We start from the raw sequence: 20,767 nt of genomic DNA on the forward strand, positions 1-20,767 counted from the left end.
TATGATAGAATATAACTTAATTATAGTTGGTGGTGGAGCAGCAGGTATATTATGTGCCATAGATGCCTATAAAAAAGGAATTAAAGATATTTTATTAATAGAAAAAGATCCTGTTTTAGGAGGAGCTTTAAATGTAGGAAATTTCAATATAAGCAATAAAAAAAATATAACTGGTAAAGAATATAAAGTAAACTTATTAAAGGAACTTGATAATTGTAAAATAGATACAAAACTAAATACTATGGTTTTAAAAATAGAAGAAAATAACGAAGTACTGTGTACAAGTCCAACAGATGGAATAGAAAAAATTAAAGGTAGAAATATAATTTTGGCAAACGGGTCTAAAGAAGGAGCAAGAAAGCCTGTAGATATGGTAGGTGATAGATGTTCAGGAATACTTACTGTAGGAATGACAAAAAAAATCTTTAGCATGGAAAATATGATACCAGGTAAGGAGATTCTCATAGCTGGAGATGCTACTTTATATATGATAGAAAAAGAATTACAAGATAAAAATATAAATGTAGTAGGTATAATAACTAACGATAAGAATATAAATACTTACGGATTAACTGATAAAATCTATGCTGATTACACTATAAAAGCTATATATGGTGAAGGTAGACTAAGTAGTGTTAAATTAGTTAAAGAAGGTAAAGAAGAATTAGTTAAATGTGACACTTTAATATTTGCAAATCCAATGCTTTCAGATGGATTAGTAGCAATGAGAAGTGATATAAAATTAAATCCAAGAACTACAGGACCTGAGGTTGATGATAAGTTTATGACTTCAAGAGATAGAATATATGCTTGTGGTAATGGGATATTCATACATAAGTATATAGAAGATATAGAAAAAGAATGTAGTCAGTTAGTAGAAAACCTATACTAAAAATTTAATATGAAAAATAATTATAGACTATGGAGTTACTCCATAGTCTATAATTATTTTGAGGTGATAATATGAAACTTTCAACAGGTCAAGTTAGTAAATTATTTGATATCAGTAAAGATACACTAAGACATTATGATAAATTAGGAATTTTAAAACCAGAAATAAATAAATTAAATGGATATAGATATTATTCTCAAGAACATATAGATCAATTGAATTTAATACTAGCAGCTAAAGACTTAGATATATCTTTAGCTGCTATAAAAGAAACTATAGAAAGTGAAGATTTAGGTGAGTACAAAAACTTGATTGATAAGCAAGAAAGATTAATAAAAGAAAAAATAGAAAATCTAAAAAGAAAGCAAAAGCAACTATCAAAATGGAATGAAACTTTAGAAAACATAATAAACTTTAAAAATGAATATAAATTTAATAATTTAGAAGTATTTGAAACTCAATATAAATTTTATGGAGTAGAAATGAAAAAGGTTTTAGCAAAAAGTCTTAGTAAACAATATGCAAGTTATATAGATGAAAATATAGAATGTATGGGTGAAAAATGTTATTACACTTTATATAGTATTAGTAGAGATAATGAAATTAAAGAAGATGAAAGTATTATATTTATAAAAGAAGAAGAAAGAAATAAACATATAGCTAAAAAATATAAAAAAGAAAATTTAGAGCTAGTAGAAAAAAATATAAGTGGAAAATTTGTACGTGTTAATTTTTATGGAAATTCAAAAGAATTAGATGATTATTTAATTTTAGTTAATAAATATTTTAATGGTGAATATATAAAAGAATTATTTATAAAATGTGATTTTTACATACCGAAAAAGAGTGAAGGTGAAAAATACTTTGTAGAAATTTTATTAAATATAAAATAATATATTGACTGTGGAGTAGGTCTACACCTTAGAATTAACTCATCGATGAGTTTTAGGAGGAATTAATTTGAATTTAATAAAAAATAGAGTATTTGTAACTATATTAGTAACAGATATAATACAACAAATGGCTATATGGATAAGAAATATTGCTATAATGTTTTTCATAATGGACTTAACTAACAAAGATCCTTTAGCTATATCTGCACTTAATTTTATAGAGTATTTACCTATGTTTTTACTTACCTTTGTAGGAGGAATAATAGCCGATAGATATAATCCTAAGAAGATAATGTTTTTTGGTGATTTATTTAGTTTTATATCTTTTATTATACTGGGAGTTGTCATATCTAAAGGATATATAGGGGCTATATTTTTAGTAGTTTTAGTTTCAGCAAGTGTTACACAGTTTTCATATCCATCATCACAAAAGTATTTTAAAGAATATGTAGATGAAGATAGTATAGATAAAGCTATTGGTATAAGCCAGTTACTAAGTTCAGGATTTTTTGTTATAGGACCCTTTATAGGATCACAGTTTTACTTCAATTTTGGAATTGATAAAACACTTATGATAATATCTTTATTGTTTTTAATATCCATAGCTCTAATATTAACACTACCTAATAAAAATTTTGAAAAAATAAAAAGTAGTGGTTTTATTGAAGATATAGGTTTAACTTTTAAATATTTAAATGAAAAAGAAATATTAAAACTATTAACTAAAATGTTCTTTGTAGTCTCTTTTGCAATGGGTATAGCAAATAATCTAGATATATTTTTAGTTACAGATAGACTGGGATTAAGTGAAGAATTTTATCAGTTTTTCTCAGGAATAGCTGGAGTAGGAGTAATAGTTGGAGGAGGAATTTATTTATTAGTTTCTAAACATATGAATATTAAGGTGTTATACATTTTAATAGGGGTATTTTCTATTACAGTTTTCTTTGAGGGGTATTCTACAAATGCAGTACTTACTATGATGCTTCAGTTTATAGATAACGTATTAGGTGGAATTTTGAGTGGTTATGTTATGACACTTATAACAAAGGTTACAGATCAAGAGTATTTAGGAAAAGTAAATGGAGTAACTTCAACTTTAATGACATTTGGTATAATGGTTGGAACTATTTTTTCAGGAATATTTATGAAATATGCATCAATAGTATTTGCTTTTTTCGTAGCAAGTATTGCATTTTTAATAAGTTTTACTATACTTTACAAAGCTGTAAACAAAGGAGTTTTAAAAGAAGTTGAATAAATTTATAAAAAATAGTCAGCTTTTAATTATATGTCATAAGCTGGCTTTTTATTGTTATAGAAATTTTGTTATGGTATTATAAATACTAACGATATTTTTAAAGGAGCAACAAAGATGAAAATAAGAGGATTTGAATTAGTATCAAAAGAAGAATTTGCAAAAGTAAATACAGATGTTAACTATGAAGAGTTAGAGTTACCTAAAAGAGCAACTAAGTTTGCTGCTGGGTATGATATAAAAAGCACGCTAAATTTTAAATTAGAACCAGGTGAAGATATAGTTATACCAACAGGATTTAAGGCATATATGCAACCAGGAGAGATGTTATCATTATACCCAAGAAGTGGTATGGGATTTAAGTATCAAATACAATTAGCTAATACTGTAGGTATAGGTGATGGAGATTACTATAATTGTGAGTCTAATGAAGGACATTACTTTATAAAGTTAGTTAATAGAGGAAGCAAGGTTTGGGAGGTTAAAGTAGGAGATGGTATAGGACAAGCTATATTTATGCCAATACTTTTAGCTGATGGTGATGATTTTGATATGGGTGAAGAGAGAATTGGTGGATTTGGGTCTACTGATAAAGCTAAAAAATAGATAATTTTAATAATACTTCTAGCATGAGAACTTATGGAAAATATAGAAGTTTTCTATTCGTTAATTATGCTAGATATATTTATTGAAAAATTTTATAAATTTATGTTTAAAGTAAAAAAATTTAGGTATATATTTAATATAGAAAACTAAACAAATCAACTTTAAGATTTAAAACAGATCTCCATAAGGAGAAAAGACTACTTTGAAAGCTCACATGCTAGCCAATGAGACTATATCAAAGACGATCAATATAGTATGAAATCTAAGTTTGATTTGTATAGTTTTCTTTTTAATTGTAAAAATATAGTAGAACATATTACAGATTAAATATAGGTTACAATTTAAATAAATAACTTAAAAAGACACTAGATTGATTAATTGGCTAGTGGCTTTTTATCATAGTTAATTATAAATCATTTTTACTCTAAAGTATTTAGTTATTTACTCTCGATCTAAAAGACTTCTATCTTGTGATGTATATATAGTACTTTTTCCTGCAAATAAATAACTCACTACACATGAAATAAATATAAATCCGATATTTGCTGAACCGAACAATTCAATTCCCATTACAAAGGATGTTATAGGAGTTTTTGTTGCTCCTGCAAATACACCTATCATTCCAAGTCCTGCTAAAAATTCAATAGGAAGTCCAAGTATCCCTGCAAGTAAGTTTCCTAGTGTTGCTCCGATTACAAATAATGGAGTAACTTCACCACCTTGAAATCCTACAGAAAGAGTAAGTGATGTTAAAAGTAATTTGATCATAAATGCTTCTTTTGGAACTGGTTGGTTAAATGCATCACTTAATAAGTTTAAACTTAATCCAAGGTAAATTCTAGTTCCAAGGATTAAAACTATTATAATTATTATAACTCCACCTATAAAGCTTTTTAATGAACTATTAGGCATCTTATTTGTAAAAAACTTCTTTAAAGAATGAGTAAGTTCTGCAAAAAGTTTGCTAGTAAGTCCAAATAAAACAGCACAAAAGATAACTTTAAAAAATACGTCAACTCCGCTTAAAGAGGAGCCCATATTATAATGGCTATGCTGAACTTTAAAAAGCTCTGCGATAAAATTTCCTATGTAACTTGATATAAAACAAGGTATGATTGCTTCATATCTCATCTTACCAATAGTAGTAACCTCAAGACCAAATATTGTTCCTGCAATTGGAGTTCCAAATACAACACCAAATCCACTACTTACACCACTTATTATAAGTATTGTGTAATCTAATCCTTTTAACTTTAATAGCTCACCTATTTTAGAAGATAAACTAGCTCCTATTTGAACTCCAGTACCCTCTCGACCAGCAGAACCTCCAAATAAATGTGTTATAAATGTACCAAAGAACACAAGAGGTGCCATTCTAAAAGGAATTCTACCTTCACCTTTATTAATTCTTTCAATTATTAAATTATTTCCTTTTGCTGAATCTTTTCCGTATTTAGAATATAAATAACTTACAAAAGCACCACCTAATGGGAGTATGTATAGTAGCCATGGATTAGACTCTCTAGTGCTAGTTGCCCATTGTAAACTTTTTAGAAAAAATGATATTACAATTCCAACTGCAGTTCCTGATATAGATGCTAGTAAAAACCATCTTAAGAATACAATTGATATAAGTTCACTTTCTTTAATATGTTTTTTTAGTTCGTTCAAGTTTTTTCCTCCTAACTTATTATCTGCAAAAAAATAGACTCCTACCCTTAGACTTTAATAAGAGTAGGAGTCATTAGCATCTTGTGCATTTAATGGCGAACTCCATCGCCGATTTGTTTACTAATTTATTATATTATAAATGCTTAAAAATTTCTATTAAAATTTAAAGGTACTTATAAAAATGATAAAGTTAAATTTTAATGATATATAGTTATAGGTTAATTGTTTACTTACAGCGGATTAAAATATATTAGTAGTGTAAGTTATACATTAAATTCTTTACTTCAAGTAAATTTATAGATATTAAATTAATCACAAGCTATAATTAAATTATTAATAAAATAAATTGGAGAATTTTAGAAAATGATAAATATAGCTATATGTGATGATGAGATAAATATTATCAATAAAACCAAGAAATTAATACAAGATTATGACAAGGAAGATATAGATATCTATGTTTATGAAAATGGAGAGGAATTAATAAATAGCGATAAAGAATTTCATATAATATTTTTAGATATAGATATGAAAGGATTAGATGGAATAGAGACAGCAAAAAAGCTAAGAGAATATGATAAAAAAGTAAAGATTATATATGTAACAAATTATACAGACTATACCTACTCAGCTTTTAGTGTACATGCATTTGGATATCTAGTAAAACCACTGAATAAAAAAGAATTACATAATCAACTAGATGAAGCATTTTCTTATACTGAAGAGATTTCAAAAAATTTAGAATTTATAACTAGAGATGGAGTTATAAGAATTGATACTAATAGTATATATTATTTTGAATATGAACAGAGAAAAGTGATTATGAAAACGATTAATAAAAACTATATACTAAAAAAGAAAATATCAGAAATAGGAAAAGATATTAAAGACTATGGATTTGAAATGCCTCATAAGAGTTTTGTAGTGAATTTATATAATATAAAAACTATAAAAGGATATGACGTACATATGATGGATGGAAGTGTAATTCCTTTATCACAAAAAAAATCTAGCCAATTTAGAGACAGTCTTAATAGATATTTAAGCAAGCATATTGATAAAAGTAGGAGGGGCTAGAGTGTATGTTTACAAATAATGATGTAGTTGCTTTTATTATAGTACCTCTTATAGGAAACTTATTTTTAATATATGTGTTTTTTGAGTTTATGGGGAAGGTTGAAAGAAATATCTATAAGCATAAGTTTGCTTATATAATTTCATATATTGCATTTTCAATAATTGCAAGTAGTATACCTTTACTAGGGGTGCCTATATTAAGCGGGATGTCAATTATAGTTGGAACTATGTTAATAGGTCATTATTTATATAATAATACTAAATTATATTTATTGTACTATTTTATATACTCAATATGCTTATTATTTTGTGATTTATTAATAAATATAGTTAATTCAATTTTAGTAACTGAGCTTGGTATATATTTTTCAAGTCCACAATCTTATGTTATGTTCAGTATACTTACATTAAGGCTTTTAGAATATATATACTCTAAGTTATTTACACTACTTATAAATAAACGAAGTGCAGTTAATGTAACAGCAAAACAATGTATTAGAACTTTAATAGTACCAATATTTAGTATAGTATATATTTTTACATTAATAATGTATTTGCAAATTTATGCAGGCTTTGAAGAAATGTCATTATTTATGGTAAATGTTATTTTAATATTAATTTTAAATGTATATATGACTTATATAATTGACTCTATTTCTAAAAATAACATTTTACAAAATGAGATTAACTTATACCATCAACAAACTAAATTACAATATCAATATTATGATAACCTAGAAATGAAGTACCAGGAATCAAGAAAATTAATTCATGACATTAGAAATCACTTACATACTATAGAGGATTTGTACAATATGAATGATCTTCAAGCTGGAACAACGTATACACAAGATATACATCAAATGTTAAATGAATTAAATCAAAAGTATTATACTAGTAATAAAGTTTTAAATATTATACTAAATGACAAGTTTCAAAAGATAAAAAATACACATATAGATTTAGATTATAGAATAGGAAATATAGACTTAGGTTTTATACGTGATATAGATATTACCACAGTATTTGCAAACTTATTGGATAATGCAATAGATGCAGCAATAGCTGTGAAAAATAATAGCTATATTAAAATTGATGTTGATAAGTTTAATGAATTTATAGTTATAAACATAGAAAACTCGACTAATGATATGCCAGTAAAAAAAGGAGGACGATTTAAATCAACTAAAAAAAGCCACCAGGGATTAGGGCTTGAGAATACGATAAGAGCAATAAAAGTATATGGGGGCACAATGGTTGTAGATTATTGTGAAAATAAATTTAAAGTAAATATAGTAATACCTACTTAGATAGGTAATTAGGGGGATGTTTTATGGTAGATAAATCTATGATAAATTTGCTGATAGTTAGTACAGCTATATGTTTTTTAATACCATTGGGGAGTTTAATATATTTTGCTAGATTAAAAAATAATACTATAAGACCTTTTCTAATAGGGATGTTAGTATTTTTTGTTTCACAAATATTAATTAGAATACCTATAATATCGTATATACTTCCAAATTCTACTTTGTACTTAAAACTAAGTACAAATCCATACTTATATGGAATTTTTTTAGGACTTACAGCAGGTATATTTGAAGAAGTTGGAAGGTATTTAGGGTTTAAGTATTTATTAAAGAAAAATCATAGATGGATAGATGGTATTTCTTATGGTTTTGGCCATGGAGGAATAGAGGCTATATTAATTACAGGAGCATCTCTTTTTAGTACATTAATATGTTCACTTATAATAAATAGTGGAGGAAATCTACCAAGTGGAATCTATAATCAAATTACAGCTCTTGGTGGAATGGAAGTTATATTAAGTGGGATTGAAAGAATTTGTGCAATGATAATACACATAGGTCTATCGTTGATAGTTCTGTATGGAATAAGAGCCAAAAAGCTTATATACTTAGGAATTGCTATATTGATTCATACAATTGTTAATGCACCTCTGGTGATTTTACCAGCAGTTTTTAATGTTGGAATTTTAGGGATTGAACTTTATATATTAATGTGTGCATTAGTTTTACTTTTATTTATATTTAAATCAAAGAAACTGTACAATAAAGAGGGGAAAACTTATGAAAAAAATTAAAATATTATTATGTATGATATTAGTAGGCGCTATAATGGTAGGATGTAGTAGCTCTAAATTAGATGATGAATATAATGAAGATGTTCTAAAAAAAGATGCGAAAAATGTGATTAGTATGCTTTTAGATAAGGATTATAAAGGTTTAGAATCTAAAATGTCTGAGGTCATGATGAAAGAAGATGCTATAAATTTAATAAAAGATGCTTGGAAGCCTATATATAGTAAGATTGGAAAATTTAAGTCTGAAGATAAGATAGCTGTAGTTGGAAATAAGGGATTAGCAACAGTTGTTATTTTAGATGAATTTGAAAATGGCAAGTGTAAGTTTACTATAAGCTATAATAAAGATATGAAAATAGAAGGATTTTTCATGAAATAAAAGTAAAAAGGTAGCAATTTTAAAATTGCTACCTTTTTACTTTTATTTAAAGTATTTTTTAATTTTAGGTCAAAATAATTCAACTTTTCTCCAAATTTTATTTTTAAAAAGTTATATATGCTAAGATGAGTTTATATTAAAAAACATTGGAGGTATATATTTTGAAAAATATAAGTAAGTTTCAATTTATTTTAATAGTCATAATTTGTTTGAGTATAATTTCTGATATTTATGTAGGAAATTTAAATAATGTATTTAAAAATTCTATAATATGCTTATTTTTGATTTTAGTTATAATAAAAGACAACTTAATAAATAAAAATAAAGTAGTTAATTTTTTATACTGGACTCTAGGCATAACTTCAACAATTATGATTATATTAAATATTTTAAATAGGTTTTAGTACAAATGGTATATTTATATAAATTTAATATATGTTAATGTTAAGTATATATTATATAAATACAATATTAAAAATTTAAGGAGATACTTATATGAAAAAATTAATATTTTTATGGGTATATTTTTAATAGTATTTTCTTTGGTTGGTTACAATCAAGTTGGAAAAACTGACAATATTAAAGTAACTATTGGAGAATCTGAAAAGTTTAGTGAAAAGGAAATAAACCAGACAATAGATTCTGTAAAAATTAAATTTAAAGGATTTACGGGATGCAAGCTAACTGATATTTGGTATGACGAAAAAAATCAGATAAGCTTACACAAGATTATATGGAATATGGAGGAGGTAAAGAAAACCATACTAAAAAAGAAAATGTAATTGTTTTTCTTTCTAACTTTGAAGTTGGTTCTGAAGGAGGAGATGGGAGTTTAGAGCCAAACTCAACTTATACAAATTGGCAATGGGTAGTTATAAGATATAACAAAACAGGAAAATGGAAAGTTAATCAGTGGGGATATTAGAAAATTGAAATTAAATAATTAAAAATAATAGAAAAAGTAGATATTATTATAAAAACTTATATTAAGTAAAATTATATATATTATAGAGAATTTTATGAGAAATTGACTTAATTATGTAGAAATTTAAAAATTAAAAGAGATTTAAACTTAGACACGAAGCTAATTTATACGTATATAATTAAATTAAAGTTAGATTATTTTATTAATTTCTTAGGGGGAATATATGAAAAAAATACTAATTACAGCTTTAATAGCTATATCGTGTATATTTTCGGGATGTAAAAGTACAAGCATAGAAGAGAATAAAAATATAGAAGTTAGGGGTATAACCCCTAAAATTTCATTAATTACAACTGCATATGACATCTATAGAATAAATGTTTTATTACCTGGAGTTTTTAATGAAGAACTATATGAAAAACCAGGTAAAGATTCATTAGATTATTATAATTGGGCAGGAGAAACCTATACTTCTATGAACAATGATATGAAGATAAAACTAAGAAATATATTTAAAGATTATGGAGATTGGACATACATTGATAAGACGATAGCTTTAGACGATGATGCAAGTGTAGAGGAAATAACAAGTGCTATTAATGAAGGTTTAAGTTTGGATGAAAATATGAAATCAGATGTAGAGTTGTTTTTCAATTACTTTTATAACGAATATTTTAAAGATTTAATACATAAAAATAAATCTAAAATAAATAAATCGGTTAAAGAAGCAAACAAATTTATAGAAAAAAATGATATAGATATTTTTTCATTCATGGAAAAAAACTCAGGAATAGAATTTAAAAAGGATTATAAAGCTTTATTTTATTATGATATATCACCAATAGGAGCTATGGGGTTTGATGTTGACAATTATAAAATTTCTACAATTCAACCTAATATAGATTCAAAAACATTATTACAAACACCTTTTCACGAATACTCACATGAGCTATTTAGCATTTTTACTTCAAGTAAGGAGTTTAGTGATATCAATAATGAACTTTTAAAAAATGAAGAACTTGCAGAAGGCTATGATTTATTAGGGAAAACTGCTTATGATTGGACAGGATGGTGTGAAGAAAATTTAGTAAATGGATTTGCAGAATATTTATCATACAAATTTTATGGCAAAAAGTCAAATGATTCATTATACACTTATGATTTAGAGTTTTGTAATTATCTTATTGAAAAAGATTTTAACCCAGAAAAAACTTCATTAAAGGATATAAGCATAGAGTTTTATAAAAGTAAGATGTGAATATAAATTCACAGTAATAACTAAAAGCAATAAGAATACCGCTATGTAGTTTTAAATTATATAGTGGTATTCTTATTGATAAAAATGATAATTATTTTCAAAAAGTATTGACAAAGATTTACATATGTAATAAAATTCTAAATGAAAATAAATTTCAATACTTAATAATAATCAATATAAAATAACAAGGAGAATCAATATGCGATTAGTTTATTCATTAATATGTGTAGTTGCATTTGCACTACTTTTTACATCAAGCATAAAAAAGCATTCTAAAACTTATTACTCTATAGCTTCTGTTTTAGCTGGAATGACTATAATATATGAGATATATAGATTAATAACAAATACTAAATTACAAGGATTTATCAGTGACTTTGAGAAGGCATTTATGAAAGGAAATGTTTCGATAGCATTTTTCTTAATTGTAATGTTTGCTGGAGCATTAAACCCTAAGTGGAATATAACAAAGAAACTGTTAAAGATACGAGCTGAATCTGCAATACTTGCATGTATTCTTTTAGTGCCTCATGGGATAATGTATTTAGTAAGATTTATAAATAAACTATTACTTCATAAGCCGATAACAACGCTGTACATAATATATTTAATAATAGGATTAATAGCATTTATAATAATGATACCACTATTTATAACTTCTCTTAAGAAGTTTAGGTCAAAAATGACATACAAAGAGTGGAAGAAGCTTCAAAGATGGGCATATCCATTTTATTTATTAGCTTATATCCATATAATACTTGCACTTTTAAATAGTAAAAAAATTGATGTAATGAGTATAAGTATATATACAGTAGCATTTGGGGTATATTTCATATTAAAATTAATAAAAACTTTAAATGAGAATAAAAGACAGAAATTAAAAAATATATAAAAAAGGATGCATTATGCATCCTTTTATTTTGCAAAAAATAAAAGGTAAGTATTATAATTTTAATTAGAAAACTTATTTTTATAAATTATATTAAAAAATATGGTATTATAAATACATATATAAATGTAAGGAGTGATTATATGTTAGATTTTACTTTTCACAATCCAACTAAAATAGTTTTTGGAAAAGATAAAATAGAAGAATTGAATAATCTTATACCAGACAATGCTAGAGTTTTAATATTATATGGTGGAGGAAGTATAAAAAAATTTGGAACTTTAGATAAAGTAAAAGAAGCTTTAAAGGGACGAGAAATCTTTGAGTTTGGAGGAATCGAACCTAATCCTAAATATGAAACATTAATGAAAGCCGCTGAATTAGTTAAAAAAGAAAATATAGATTTTTTATTAGCTGTTGGTGGAGGTTCTGTAATGGATGGAACTAAGTTTGTAAACTTAGCCGCTAACTATGAAGGAGAAGATAAAACTGATTTATTAAATTATGGATTTACTCCAGTTCCAGTTAAAAATGGTCTACCTATAGGAACTGTAGTTACATTACCTGCTACAGGATCAGAAATGAATGGGGGAGCAGTTATTACATATAATGGAGGTAAATTTTCAGTAAGAAGTCCATTATCATTCCCAACTTTCTCAATATTAGATCCTACATTAACATTTACGCTACCTAAAACACAAGTTGCAAATGGTGTAGTAGATACATTTATACATGTACTTGAGCAATATGCAACTTATCCAGTTGATGCAAGATTCCAAGATAGAACAGCAGAAGGTATATTAAAAACTTTAATAGAAATAGGAAGAGCAACAATTGATAACCCTACAGATTATGATTTAAGAGCTAATCTTGTTTGGTGTGCAACTATGGGACTTAATGGACTTATAGCAGCAGGAGTTCCACAAGACTGGACAACTCATAAAATAGGACATGAGTTAACTGCTATATATGGAATAGACCATGCTAAAACATTAGCAACTGTACTTCCAGCACTTTGGGAAGTTAGAAGAAAAGAAAAAGGTGCTAAGTTAGTTCAATATGCTGAGCGTGTATGGGATATAAAAGAAGGTAGCGATGACGAGAAAATAGATTTAGCTATAAATAAAACTCGTGATTTCTTTGAAAGCCTAGATATGCCAACTCATTTAAGTGCTTATGGACTTAAAGAGTCTGATGTGGACACTGTTGTAGATTCACTTGAGCGTCATGGAATGACTAATTTATCTGAAACTGGAGATTTAGGATTAGATATAAGTCGTAAAGTAATAGAAAAAGCACTTTAATTTAAATATTTATTAATAAAAAAGCTGTGGTATTATATTTTTTAAGACTACAGCTTTTTATTTCTTAAAACAAGGAAATTAAAAGATATAAGTCGAAATTAATAAGTGACTACAAATTTAAGGGGGGATAAATTTTGAAGAAGTTTTTTATTATATTTATAATGATAGGTACACTAGGGTTAGTAGGATGTGAATAGAAAGAAGAAGTAACTATAAATAAAGATATTACAAATCATAAAGATCAAATAAAAGAAAGACTAATGAGAAGTTCAATGGGGATTTATAATATAAATCACTTAGAAAAAGGAAAATATAAGGTTAGTATTTCAATGGAAGAATACAAGGAAGGAAAGTTAAAAGACAAAAGAGATATACTAGTTGCAAGTGATATTGAAGTGAAATCTAGTGAAGGAATATTGAATGTAGGTATTAATAAAAATAATAAGGATGTATTAGTATTTGATATTAGCCAAAATGACAAAGATGGATTTATGGCTTCAACTTCAGAAGAAATAGATTTGTCTAAGTATGATAAAAAAGATAGTGGAACTTCATGGCATATGATTGAAAATGATTCAGAAAGTGAACATAAGTTAGAACTTGGAAAAAAATTTGCAATAGCAGCTTTTAGTATAGGAAAAGATGGAAATACTTACAGTGTAAACTTAGGTAATGACTTTGTAAAACCAAGTGAAAAAAACGATGATGTTTTAAATAATTTTATAGATATTATTATATATTTAAAAATAAGTAAATTATAAAACAAAAAAGCACCTAAATGTCAAAGACATATCATATAGGTGCTTTTTTATTAATCTGATTTTAAATTTTTAAGTTTTTGCAAGATAATTAAAATACAAACGAACGATATTATTATTAATGGTAGTAGAGTATATATATCAAACTTAGAGCTATACATATTCTCATAACCCCATGTGGCAGGGAATAACCTACCAATACTTTTTAAAAATTTTGGTAGCATATCTGATGGAAACATAATTCCTGAAAGCATAATTGATGGTAAAAATATAAATTGAGATATCATCGTCAACTTTGAAGTATTTTTTACAAATAAACCAAGTACAGTTCCAACTGATAAGCATGTAGATATAAATATGAAAAGATTAATAAAATATACAAAAATATTACTTGGGATAACTGCATCAAAGGCAATTGGAGCAAGAAAGAATATAATAAGTGCAATTATGAAAAGATGAATAAAACTAGAAATAAAATTATTAACTATTATTGTCCAAAGAGGAATTTTACCAACAATATATGCTTTTTTTATAGGACTACTAAAAAATTCTACTAAAGGAGTTGGAGAACCTATAATAGACCCCATTGTAACACCAAAAACTGTCATAGATGAAATAAGTGTTTTGTAGGCCATAGGGTCAACAGATGTGAAAATACCACTCATAAATAAAAAGAATACAATTGGGACTATATAGTAGGTTAAAAGTATTCCTTTATTTCTTAAATCTAGTTTCCACTGAACAATTATACCATATAAAAATGCACTCATTATTTATTCCCCCTTGCAATATCAATAAAGCATTCTTCTAAACTTGAATGTTCTATTTTTATATCATATACATCAATGTTTTGAGTTTTAATTATAGTAAGTAATTTTAAAAGTCCGTCACCAACTTCATTACTTTCAAATATATAATAATCTTGTATTTTTCCTTTATAACAACAAGTTAAACATTCATCTAATATAATTTGAGAAGATAGATTTAACTTTATTGTATATATATTTTTTACATTTGATTTAAGCTCATCTACTGTGCCAAGAAAAGCAATTTCACCATCTTTTAAAATAGCCAACTTATCGCACAAAGCTTCAACCTCTGCCATGTCGTGACTTGCTATAATTATTGTCTTACCATGATTTTTTAATCTTTTTATTTCTTCATGTAAGGCTACTCTACCTTCTACGTCTAATCCTGCTGTTGGCTCATCAAGAAAGATAACATCAGGGTCTCCAGTCATTGCTAGAGCTAAATGTAATCGGCGTTTTTGACCTGTGGACATTTCTTTATATTGTTTTTTAAGGATACCAGTTAAACCAAGTCTATCTATCAAACCGATATCAACAATAGTACTATTCCACATTGCAAATAACTTTAATGCTTCAATAGCTTTTATACCTTCAGGAAGAGATGAGGATTGTAGTTGGACACCTATTTTACCATTAATATATATTTGATCACTACTGTGTTTTAGAATTCCTTCCATACACTCTAGTGTTGTGGTCTTTCCTGCACCGTTTGTTCCAAGCAGTGCAAATATAGTACCATCATCTACATCAAAAGATATACCTTTTAATACTGTATTATTGTTGTATTTTTTTTGAAGGTTAGATACTTTAACTTTAGAATTCATATTTTTAAACACTCTCCATTTCAGAAATTATTATATTTTCCTTTTCAAAATAGGCAATAAGTGCCTTATCAATAAAGTCATCAATAAATCTTTGCTTTGATGATATTTTAGTATCCCATCCATCTTTATTCTCATTGAACTTTATAAGTTCAGGTAAAATACTCATGTCACCTTCAGTAAATTCATTTATCATACCCCACCATTCTTTAGCCACAGATATACTTTTATCACTATTTGGTAATTCACCTTGCTTTTTTAATAAAACTGCCTTATCAAGTATATTTGAATACTTGTTAAATAGGTTTAAACCATCATCTTCTCTATCTTTAAATCGTTTACGCATATGTGATGACAACTTATCATCAAAAAGCTTTACAACCCAATAGTTTTCATTTTGTTGTTTAATTAAAGAGACTATATCTGCATATTTGGAAAAGTCCACAGTTTTTATTTTAATAACTTCATCATGAAGTGCCTCGGTAGTTTCAAGTGCAGATTTTAATTTATCTATTTGAGATTTTATTATTTCACCTTGTTGTTCAAGTATTTTTACAACTTCTATAGGATCATCAAGTGAAAATAAATTATCTTTAATTTTATCTAATGAAAATCCTAAGTATTTTAATGATAATATTTGATGAAGCTTTACTATATCTTTATCAGTATAAAGTCTTCTTCCACCTTCACTTTTTTGTGATGGTTTAAGTAATCCCTCTTTATCATAATATTGAAGTGTACGAACGGTTACATCCATTTCTTTTGCAAGTTGACCAACTGTTAAAAGCTTATTATTTTTCATAAACCCACCTCCATAATATTATGTTAGCATATGACCTTACGTCACAATCAAGGATTTTATAAAATAAAATTAATAGAGGGAGTAGTAAAATTATATAGAATAGTATATTAAAAGACGAAATATTTAAAGATATGATTTTATAGGCAATAATCTATAATTAATATAATTGTTTTATTTATAATAGGGTATGTGCCTATAAATTACTTTATAAAGAAAAAATTAGCTATATAATCTACAAGTTAAACATATTTAAAGTAGTAGGTAATATCATTTAGTGATGTTATCTACTATTTTTATATAATTTACTAGAAAATAGTATAAGGAGAGTTAGATGAAATCTATTATAAAAAAATCAAAGAATATAATTTTAAGAAAAACTAATTTAGAAGATTTAGAATTTGTTATAAGAGCAGAACGTGACAAAGAAAATTCTATGTATGTGGGACAATGGACAAAACAACAGCATATAAATGCATTAGAAGATGAAGATATATTACATATAATAATTGAAGATTGTGATAACAAAAAAATAGGATATATTATTATTTCTGGACTTAAAGGTTTAAATAGAAGTATTGAGTTTAAGCGATTTGTTATATGCGAAAAGGATAGAGGTTTTGGAAAAGAGTCTTTAAGTTTAGTTAAAGAACTAGCTTTTAATGAATTAAATGCTCATCGACTATGGCTTGATGTACGTTTAAAAAATGAAAGAGCAAAAAGAGTTTATGAATCTCAAGGTTTTAAGGTAGAGGGGATTTTAAGGGAATGTATTTTTTATAATGGAGAATATGAATCATTAATTGTTATGTCAATATTGTCTAGTGAATATATATTTAATAAAAAAGTTAATATTAAGGAGATAAAATGATAAAAATTTTAGAAAGCAAAAGACTTGTATTACGAAATTTTTGTGAAGAAGATTTATATTATTTACATGAATATAGAAATAATGAACTTTATAAGAAATATCAAAGAAAAGTATATTAGAAAAATTAAATTTTAAGAATGAAGGATACTCAGAAAAGATGAAAAGTGTTATTTATTTGTTACAAATATAGATTATAAAATAAAAATTTTATTTAGAGGGGATAAAAGAGAGTTGAATATAGTTGGAATTTTAGGAACTATTCATAATGAACAAATGAGAGAAAAATATAATTATTCATTAAAATATATAGAAGATTTAATAGTAGAATTTAATCCAGATATAATTTGTGGGGAAATAAGACCTGAGGATTTTGAAAAATATATTATAGATAAAAATTATGATGGATATCTGGGACCTAATGAATACAGAAAAAGTATACTACCTTTATGTGAAAAACATAATATAAAATTTGAACCTATAGATTGGTTTGAAGATGAACTTATAGGCTTAAATCATTTTGATTGTTTTTGTAAAAGTGAGCAAATAAAATTGGAAAATAAATTAGATGAATTTTATGAAAGAATATTTGAAAATGTTAATGTTAGAAACATACCATTTAATAATTTGAAAATTGATGAAATTGTAGAGAAAAAACAATTATGGCTTGAAGAAATTAATAAAGATATACAAAATCTAGTATGGATAGTAAGAAATCAAATTATGAGCTTGAGAATAAAAAAAGTTATAGAAAAAAATAAAGATAGCAAAATACTTTGTACTTTTGGTATGGAACATAACTACTTTATATATAAGGAACTTCAAAAAATGAATGATGTAATTTTACTGTATCCAATAAGGTAAATTTTAGGGGGGATAGATTGGAAACATTGAAAAATTTGGAAACTAAGTTATGGAATAAAAATTTCTTTTTACTTTGGCAAGGGCAGATGGTATCAGTTTTAGGAGATGTCTTTTATCTCATGGCGTTAAACTTTTGGATGTTAGAAATAACTGGGTCTACAGCACTTATGGGAATGTTAAGTGCTGTCACTATGCTACCAAAAATAATTTTAGGTCCTTTTGCAGGTGTATTTGTAGATAGGTGGGATAGGAAAAAATTAATAGTTTTAACAGATTTAATAAGAGGTGTTATAGTAACTTTTGTAGGAATTGCAGGGGTAATGGGATTTATTCAAGTTTGGATGGTTTTTATTGTCGGGATTATAAGTGGAATCTGTGCTGCATTTTTCAACCCTGCAATAAACTCTAGTAGACCAGATATCGTTCCAGAAGATAAGTTATTAAAAGCAAATTCTGTAACAAGTTTAGCTCAATCAGGTATGGATATGATAGGAAATGCAGTAGGTGGAGTACTGTATGTTTTAATAGGGGCACCTTATATGTTTTTATTGAATGGAATTTCTTACTTATTTTCAGCTTTTACAGAAATATTTATAACTATACCAAAGGTAAAAAGAGAAGAAAAAGAAATAACTTTTATAGAAGATTTTAAGCTTGGAATTAAATTTTTAAATGACTTTAAAGTATATAAAAAGATGTTTATATGCTCTTCTATAATAAATTTTTTTGGAAATGCCGGAATGATACTTTTAATACCATATTTTAAGGAAACTGAGTTTTTAGGAGCTCAAAAATATGGATTTGCAATGATGGTTTTAGCTATGGGAATGGTTTTTGGAAGTATATTGTTATCAATCAAAGGCATAAAAAGAGAGAATAAATTTAAAGTGTTTAATATTTCTTTAGTATCTTGTACAACATTATTATTAGGAGCCATTATTACAAATAACTATATAGTACTACTTCTTTGCTGGTTATTTGGATTCTTTTTTAACGTAATTTTTAATACTATTTTTTCAACTGCAGCTATGTCAACTATACCATCAGATATAAGGGGAAAAGTCATGGCAATAACATCGGCTATAAGTATGGGATTAGTACCTATTGGTCAGTTACTAGCAGGAGTTTTAGGAGATCTAATGCCTATTAGACTTGTACTTTTTATTATGTTTTTATGTTGTTTTATTATTGGATTTTTATATATTAGAATAAAAAATTTAAAAAGATTTATAGAATATGATAGTGAATACGATAATTTAGAAGAATTAATGAAATTATAGAAAAGTTAAGCTTAACCTGGGGGATTTATGAAAAAAATAAGATTTATTATTATGACCATTATATTTATTATATTTTTAATCTTTACAGTTATCAGAGTTGAAGGTAATAAAAATATTGAAAATAAAAAATGGATAGAAGATATAACTTATTTAGATGAAAGCTTAAAAAAAGAACATCCCGATTTATTTAGAAATATTTCACAGTCAGAATGGGATATGAATATAAAAAATTTAAAATTAAATGTAAGAAAACTATCGGACCTTGAAATTTCTCTTAGAATAGCTCAAATGATATCTTCTATTAAAGATGGACACACATATATGGATTTAATAAATACAATTAATACTTTTAGTGAAGATAGTACAAAAGTTGAAGAAGTAGAAACTTTCCCAATAAATGTAGAATACTTTGAAGATGGATTAAGGGTAGCAGGATGTGATAAAAGGTATGATCAAGTTCTAGGATACAAACTAATATCTATAAATAATATATCTATTGATGAAGTTATAAAAAAATTATCAAGTTTAATAAACTATGATAATGAGCAATCTGCAAAAGAAAAATCAAAAAAATTTATAGGAGTATACGAGGCCTTAAAGTTTTTAGATATAGTTAAGACTAAGGAGGCTAAGTTTTTATATGAAAATGATAATAATGAAAATGTTATGCTTAATATTGAAACTATAAAAAATAAAGATATTGAGTTTGAACATCTAGAAAAGCCTAAGTTTAAAAAGTATATGAACGAAGAAATTCCCTATTGGTTTGAATATATAGAAGAGGATAATATTTTTTACTTTAGATTTAAACAATGTTTATCTACTGAAGATGTAAATTATTATAGTTTTGAGCAAAAGTTTATAAAGGCTATTAATGATACCAAATTTGAAAAATTAGTTATAGATTTAAGAGACAATAGAGGAGGAAGATTGGCTATTGTAGATTCTATTATTAATGAATTGAAATATAAAACAGAATTAGAAGGCAAAGATATATTTGCTATAACAAATAAAGGTACTGCTTCAGCTGCAGCTGATATAGCTTGGAAGTTACAGTATGAGTTAGGAGCTACAATAGTTGGAGAAGAAACAGGAGGTAATGTAAACTTCTTTGGTACAGAAAATGAATTTATTACATTACCTAATTCTAAGCTAAAAATATTCTATCCTTATAATGAGGTAAATAATAAAAAAGGTTATTTAGGAGGGGTTAAGCCTGATATAAAGGTAGAACAAAGTTATGAAAATTATTTAAAAGATATAGATGATTATTATGAATTTATAAAAAATATAAAGTAAAACCTAGGGGGAA

At 26.0% G+C, this 20,767-nt stretch carries 23 protein-coding genes and 1 riboswitch; of the genes, 19 read left to right on the forward strand and 4 right to left on the reverse strand.

Going from position 1 to position 20,767, the window contains the following annotated elements:
- The first annotated feature begins 1 nt into the window (after position 1).
- The 4 genes from ATCC9714_RS06750 to ATCC9714_RS06765 all read left to right on the forward strand — a co-directional run bounded on the left by ATCC9714_RS06750 (position 2) and on the right by ATCC9714_RS06765 (position 3,649).
- Positions 2-892 (forward strand): FAD-dependent oxidoreductase, encoded by an 891-nt coding sequence (locus ATCC9714_RS06750; RefSeq protein WP_057544818.1) that lies wholly within the window; start codon positions 2-4, stop codon positions 890-892.
- Between the two features lie 71 nt (positions 893-963).
- A complete protein-coding gene (locus ATCC9714_RS06755) occupies positions 964-1,785 on the forward strand; it encodes a MerR family transcriptional regulator (RefSeq protein ID WP_057544819.1) in 822 nt (273 codons plus the stop codon).
- Positions 1,786-1,852: 67 nt separating this feature from the next.
- A complete protein-coding gene (locus ATCC9714_RS06760) occupies positions 1,853-3,046 on the forward strand; it encodes an MFS transporter (protein WP_057544820.1) in 1,194 nt (397 codons plus the stop codon).
- A 114-nt stretch (positions 3,047-3,160) separates the two neighbouring features.
- Positions 3,161-3,649 (forward strand): dCTP deaminase/dUTPase family protein, encoded by a 489-nt coding sequence (locus ATCC9714_RS06765; protein ID WP_054629746.1) that lies wholly within the window; start codon positions 3,161-3,163, stop codon positions 3,647-3,649.
- Positions 3,650-4,090: 441 nt separating this feature from the next.
- On the opposite strand, the gene ATCC9714_RS06770 is transcribed toward ATCC9714_RS06765, so the two are convergent.
- Positions 4,091-5,320 carry a chloride channel protein gene (locus ATCC9714_RS06770; protein ID WP_054629747.1) on the reverse strand — a complete coding sequence of 410 codons (1,230 nt, stop codon included), beginning with the start codon at positions 5,318-5,320 and terminating at the stop codon, positions 4,091-4,093.
- A 57-nt stretch (positions 5,321-5,377) separates the two neighbouring features.
- Positions 5,378-5,439, reverse strand: a riboswitch (Fluoride riboswitch).
- Between the two features lie 244 nt (positions 5,440-5,683).
- On the opposite strand from ATCC9714_RS06770, the gene ATCC9714_RS06775 reads away from it, so the two are divergent.
- The 10 genes from ATCC9714_RS06775 to ATCC9714_RS06820 all read left to right on the forward strand — a co-directional run bounded on the left by ATCC9714_RS06775 (position 5,684) and on the right by ATCC9714_RS06820 (position 14,017).
- On the forward strand, positions 5,684-6,397 hold the full coding sequence (locus ATCC9714_RS06775) for a LytR/AlgR family response regulator transcription factor (RefSeq protein WP_057544821.1): 714 nt from the start codon (positions 5,684-5,686) through the stop codon (positions 6,395-6,397).
- A gap of 5 nt (positions 6,398-6,402) precedes the next feature.
- Positions 6,403-7,707 carry a sensor histidine kinase gene (locus tag ATCC9714_RS06780; RefSeq protein ID WP_057544822.1) on the forward strand — a complete coding sequence of 435 codons (1,305 nt, stop codon included), beginning with the start codon at positions 6,403-6,405 and terminating at the stop codon, positions 7,705-7,707.
- A 23-nt stretch (positions 7,708-7,730) separates the two neighbouring features.
- Positions 7,731-8,501 carry a YhfC family intramembrane metalloprotease gene (locus ATCC9714_RS06785; RefSeq protein ID WP_057574282.1) on the forward strand — a complete coding sequence of 257 codons (771 nt, stop codon included), beginning with the start codon at positions 7,731-7,733 and terminating at the stop codon, positions 8,499-8,501.
- Positions 8,488-8,880 (forward strand): DUF3887 domain-containing protein, encoded by a 393-nt coding sequence (locus tag ATCC9714_RS06790; RefSeq protein ID WP_057544825.1) that lies wholly within the window; start codon positions 8,488-8,490, stop codon positions 8,878-8,880. Before ATCC9714_RS06785 ends, ATCC9714_RS06790 begins: the two co-directional genes overlap by 14 nt.
- A 161-nt stretch (positions 8,881-9,041) precedes the next feature.
- A complete protein-coding gene (locus tag ATCC9714_RS06795) occupies positions 9,042-9,284 on the forward strand; it encodes a hypothetical protein (protein ID WP_021124206.1) in 243 nt (80 codons plus the stop codon).
- A gap of 329 nt (positions 9,285-9,613) precedes the next feature.
- The gene (locus tag ATCC9714_RS06800; protein WP_057544826.1) at positions 9,614-9,805 is read left to right on the forward strand and encodes a DUF4829 domain-containing protein; all 192 of its coding nucleotides are present in this window, start codon (positions 9,614-9,616) and stop codon (positions 9,803-9,805) included.
- A gap of 223 nt (positions 9,806-10,028) precedes the next feature.
- On the forward strand, positions 10,029-11,063 hold the full coding sequence (locus tag ATCC9714_RS06805; RefSeq protein WP_057544827.1) for a hypothetical protein: 1,035 nt from the start codon (positions 10,029-10,031) through the stop codon (positions 11,061-11,063).
- A gap of 199 nt (positions 11,064-11,262) precedes the next feature.
- Positions 11,263-11,955 carry a ferric reductase-like transmembrane domain-containing protein gene (locus tag ATCC9714_RS06810; protein WP_057544828.1) on the forward strand — a complete coding sequence of 231 codons (693 nt, stop codon included), beginning with the start codon at positions 11,263-11,265 and terminating at the stop codon, positions 11,953-11,955.
- 140 nt (positions 11,956-12,095) lie between these two features.
- Positions 12,096-13,256, forward strand: coding sequence for an iron-containing alcohol dehydrogenase (locus ATCC9714_RS06815; protein ID WP_054629754.1), 1,161 nt, complete (start codon positions 12,096-12,098; stop codon positions 13,254-13,256).
- Between the two features lie 272 nt (positions 13,257-13,528).
- Positions 13,529-14,017 (forward strand): hypothetical protein, encoded by a 489-nt coding sequence (locus ATCC9714_RS06820; RefSeq protein ID WP_057544829.1) that lies wholly within the window; start codon positions 13,529-13,531, stop codon positions 14,015-14,017.
- A gap of 50 nt (positions 14,018-14,067) precedes the next feature.
- Here ATCC9714_RS06820 and ATCC9714_RS06825 read toward each other — a convergent pair whose 3' ends face one another.
- Genes ATCC9714_RS06825 through ATCC9714_RS06835 form a run of 3 tightly spaced genes read right to left on the reverse strand, consistent with a single transcriptional unit; the run spans position 14,068 to position 16,446 of the window.
- Positions 14,068-14,784 (reverse strand): ABC transporter permease, encoded by a 717-nt coding sequence (locus tag ATCC9714_RS06825; RefSeq protein WP_021124216.1) that lies wholly within the window; start codon positions 14,782-14,784, stop codon positions 14,068-14,070.
- Positions 14,784-15,647: an ABC transporter ATP-binding protein gene (locus ATCC9714_RS06830; protein ID WP_057544830.1), complete on the reverse strand. Its 864-nt coding sequence runs from the start codon at positions 15,645-15,647 to the stop codon at positions 14,784-14,786. The genes ATCC9714_RS06825 and ATCC9714_RS06830 overlap by 1 nt, the downstream gene beginning before the upstream one ends.
- A 4-nt stretch (positions 15,648-15,651) precedes the next feature.
- On the reverse strand, positions 15,652-16,446 hold the full coding sequence (locus ATCC9714_RS06835) for a MerR family transcriptional regulator (protein WP_054629758.1): 795 nt from the start codon (positions 16,444-16,446) through the stop codon (positions 15,652-15,654).
- A 331-nt stretch (positions 16,447-16,777) separates the two neighbouring features.
- On the opposite strand from ATCC9714_RS06835, the gene ATCC9714_RS06840 reads away from it, so the two are divergent.
- From ATCC9714_RS06840 to ATCC9714_RS06855, 5 genes are all read left to right on the forward strand, one after another.
- On the forward strand, positions 16,778-17,314 hold the full coding sequence (locus ATCC9714_RS06840; protein WP_054629759.1) for a GNAT family N-acetyltransferase: 537 nt from the start codon (positions 16,778-16,780) through the stop codon (positions 17,312-17,314).
- Positions 17,311-17,433: a hypothetical protein gene (locus tag ATCC9714_RS17700; protein WP_021124222.1), complete on the forward strand. Its 123-nt coding sequence runs from the start codon at positions 17,311-17,313 to the stop codon at positions 17,431-17,433. The genes ATCC9714_RS06840 and ATCC9714_RS17700 overlap by 4 nt, the downstream gene beginning before the upstream one ends.
- Before the next feature lie 112 nt (positions 17,434-17,545).
- Complete coding sequence (locus ATCC9714_RS06845; RefSeq protein ID WP_057544831.1) at positions 17,546-18,175, forward strand: hypothetical protein; 630 nt, start codon at positions 17,546-17,548, stop codon at positions 18,173-18,175.
- 17 nt (positions 18,176-18,192) lie between these two features.
- Complete coding sequence (locus ATCC9714_RS06850; protein ID WP_021130012.1) at positions 18,193-19,455, forward strand: MFS transporter; 1,263 nt, start codon at positions 18,193-18,195, stop codon at positions 19,453-19,455.
- Positions 19,456-19,482: 27 nt separating this feature from the next.
- Positions 19,483-20,754, forward strand: a complete 1,272-nt coding sequence (locus ATCC9714_RS06855) for a S41 family peptidase (RefSeq protein WP_057544832.1) — start codon at positions 19,483-19,485, stop codon at positions 20,752-20,754.
- The last annotated feature ends 13 nt before the right edge of the window (positions 20,755-20,767 follow it).

Source organism: Paraclostridium sordellii (genome assembly GCF_000953675.1).
Lineage (GTDB): Bacteria > Bacillota > Clostridia > Peptostreptococcales > Peptostreptococcaceae > Paraclostridium > Paraclostridium sordellii.

What these genes read in the sequence shown, in the direction of transcription:
- ATCC9714_RS06785 (WP_057574282.1), top strand. Translation starts at nt 7,731, where the DNA reads ATGGTAGATAAATCTATGATAAATTTGCTGATAGTTAGTACAGCTATA.
- ATCC9714_RS06755 (WP_057544819.1), top strand. Translation starts at nt 964, where the DNA reads ATGAAACTTTCAACAGGTCAAGTTAGTAAATTATTTGATATCAGTAAA.
- ATCC9714_RS06825 (WP_021124216.1), bottom strand. Translation starts at nt 14,784, where the DNA reads ATGAGTGCATTTTTATATGGTATAATTGTTCAGTGGAAACTAGATTTA.
- ATCC9714_RS06800 (WP_057544826.1), top strand. Translation starts at nt 9,614, where the DNA reads ATGGAATATGGAGGAGGTAAAGAAAACCATACTAAAAAAGAAAATGTA.
- ATCC9714_RS06765 (WP_054629746.1), top strand. Translation starts at nt 3,161, where the DNA reads ATGAAAATAAGAGGATTTGAATTAGTATCAAAAGAAGAATTTGCAAAA.
- ATCC9714_RS17700 (WP_021124222.1), top strand. Translation starts at nt 17,311, where the DNA reads ATGATAAAAATTTTAGAAAGCAAAAGACTTGTATTACGAAATTTTTGT.
- ATCC9714_RS06775 (WP_057544821.1), top strand. Translation starts at nt 5,684, where the DNA reads ATGATAAATATAGCTATATGTGATGATGAGATAAATATTATCAATAAA.
- ATCC9714_RS06830 (WP_057544830.1), bottom strand. Translation starts at nt 15,647, where the DNA reads ATGAATTCTAAAGTTAAAGTATCTAACCTTCAAAAAAAATACAACAAT.
- ATCC9714_RS06820 (WP_057544829.1), top strand. Translation starts at nt 13,529, where the DNA reads ATGGGGATTTATAATATAAATCACTTAGAAAAAGGAAAATATAAGGTT.
- ATCC9714_RS06840 (WP_054629759.1), top strand. Translation starts at nt 16,778, where the DNA reads ATGAAATCTATTATAAAAAAATCAAAGAATATAATTTTAAGAAAAACT.
- ATCC9714_RS06805 (WP_057544827.1), top strand. Translation starts at nt 10,029, where the DNA reads ATGAAAAAAATACTAATTACAGCTTTAATAGCTATATCGTGTATATTT.
- ATCC9714_RS06815 (WP_054629754.1), top strand. Translation starts at nt 12,096, where the DNA reads ATGTTAGATTTTACTTTTCACAATCCAACTAAAATAGTTTTTGGAAAA.
- ATCC9714_RS06855 (WP_057544832.1), top strand. Translation starts at nt 19,483, where the DNA reads ATGAAAAAAATAAGATTTATTATTATGACCATTATATTTATTATATTT.
- ATCC9714_RS06790 (WP_057544825.1), top strand. Translation starts at nt 8,488, where the DNA reads ATGAAAAAAATTAAAATATTATTATGTATGATATTAGTAGGCGCTATA.
- ATCC9714_RS06750 (WP_057544818.1), top strand. Translation starts at nt 2, where the DNA reads ATGATAGAATATAACTTAATTATAGTTGGTGGTGGAGCAGCAGGTATA.
- ATCC9714_RS06835 (WP_054629758.1), bottom strand. Translation starts at nt 16,446, where the DNA reads ATGAAAAATAATAAGCTTTTAACAGTTGGTCAACTTGCAAAAGAAATG.
- ATCC9714_RS06810 (WP_057544828.1), top strand. Translation starts at nt 11,263, where the DNA reads ATGCGATTAGTTTATTCATTAATATGTGTAGTTGCATTTGCACTACTT.
- ATCC9714_RS06780 (WP_057544822.1), top strand. Translation starts at nt 6,403, where the DNA reads ATGTTTACAAATAATGATGTAGTTGCTTTTATTATAGTACCTCTTATA.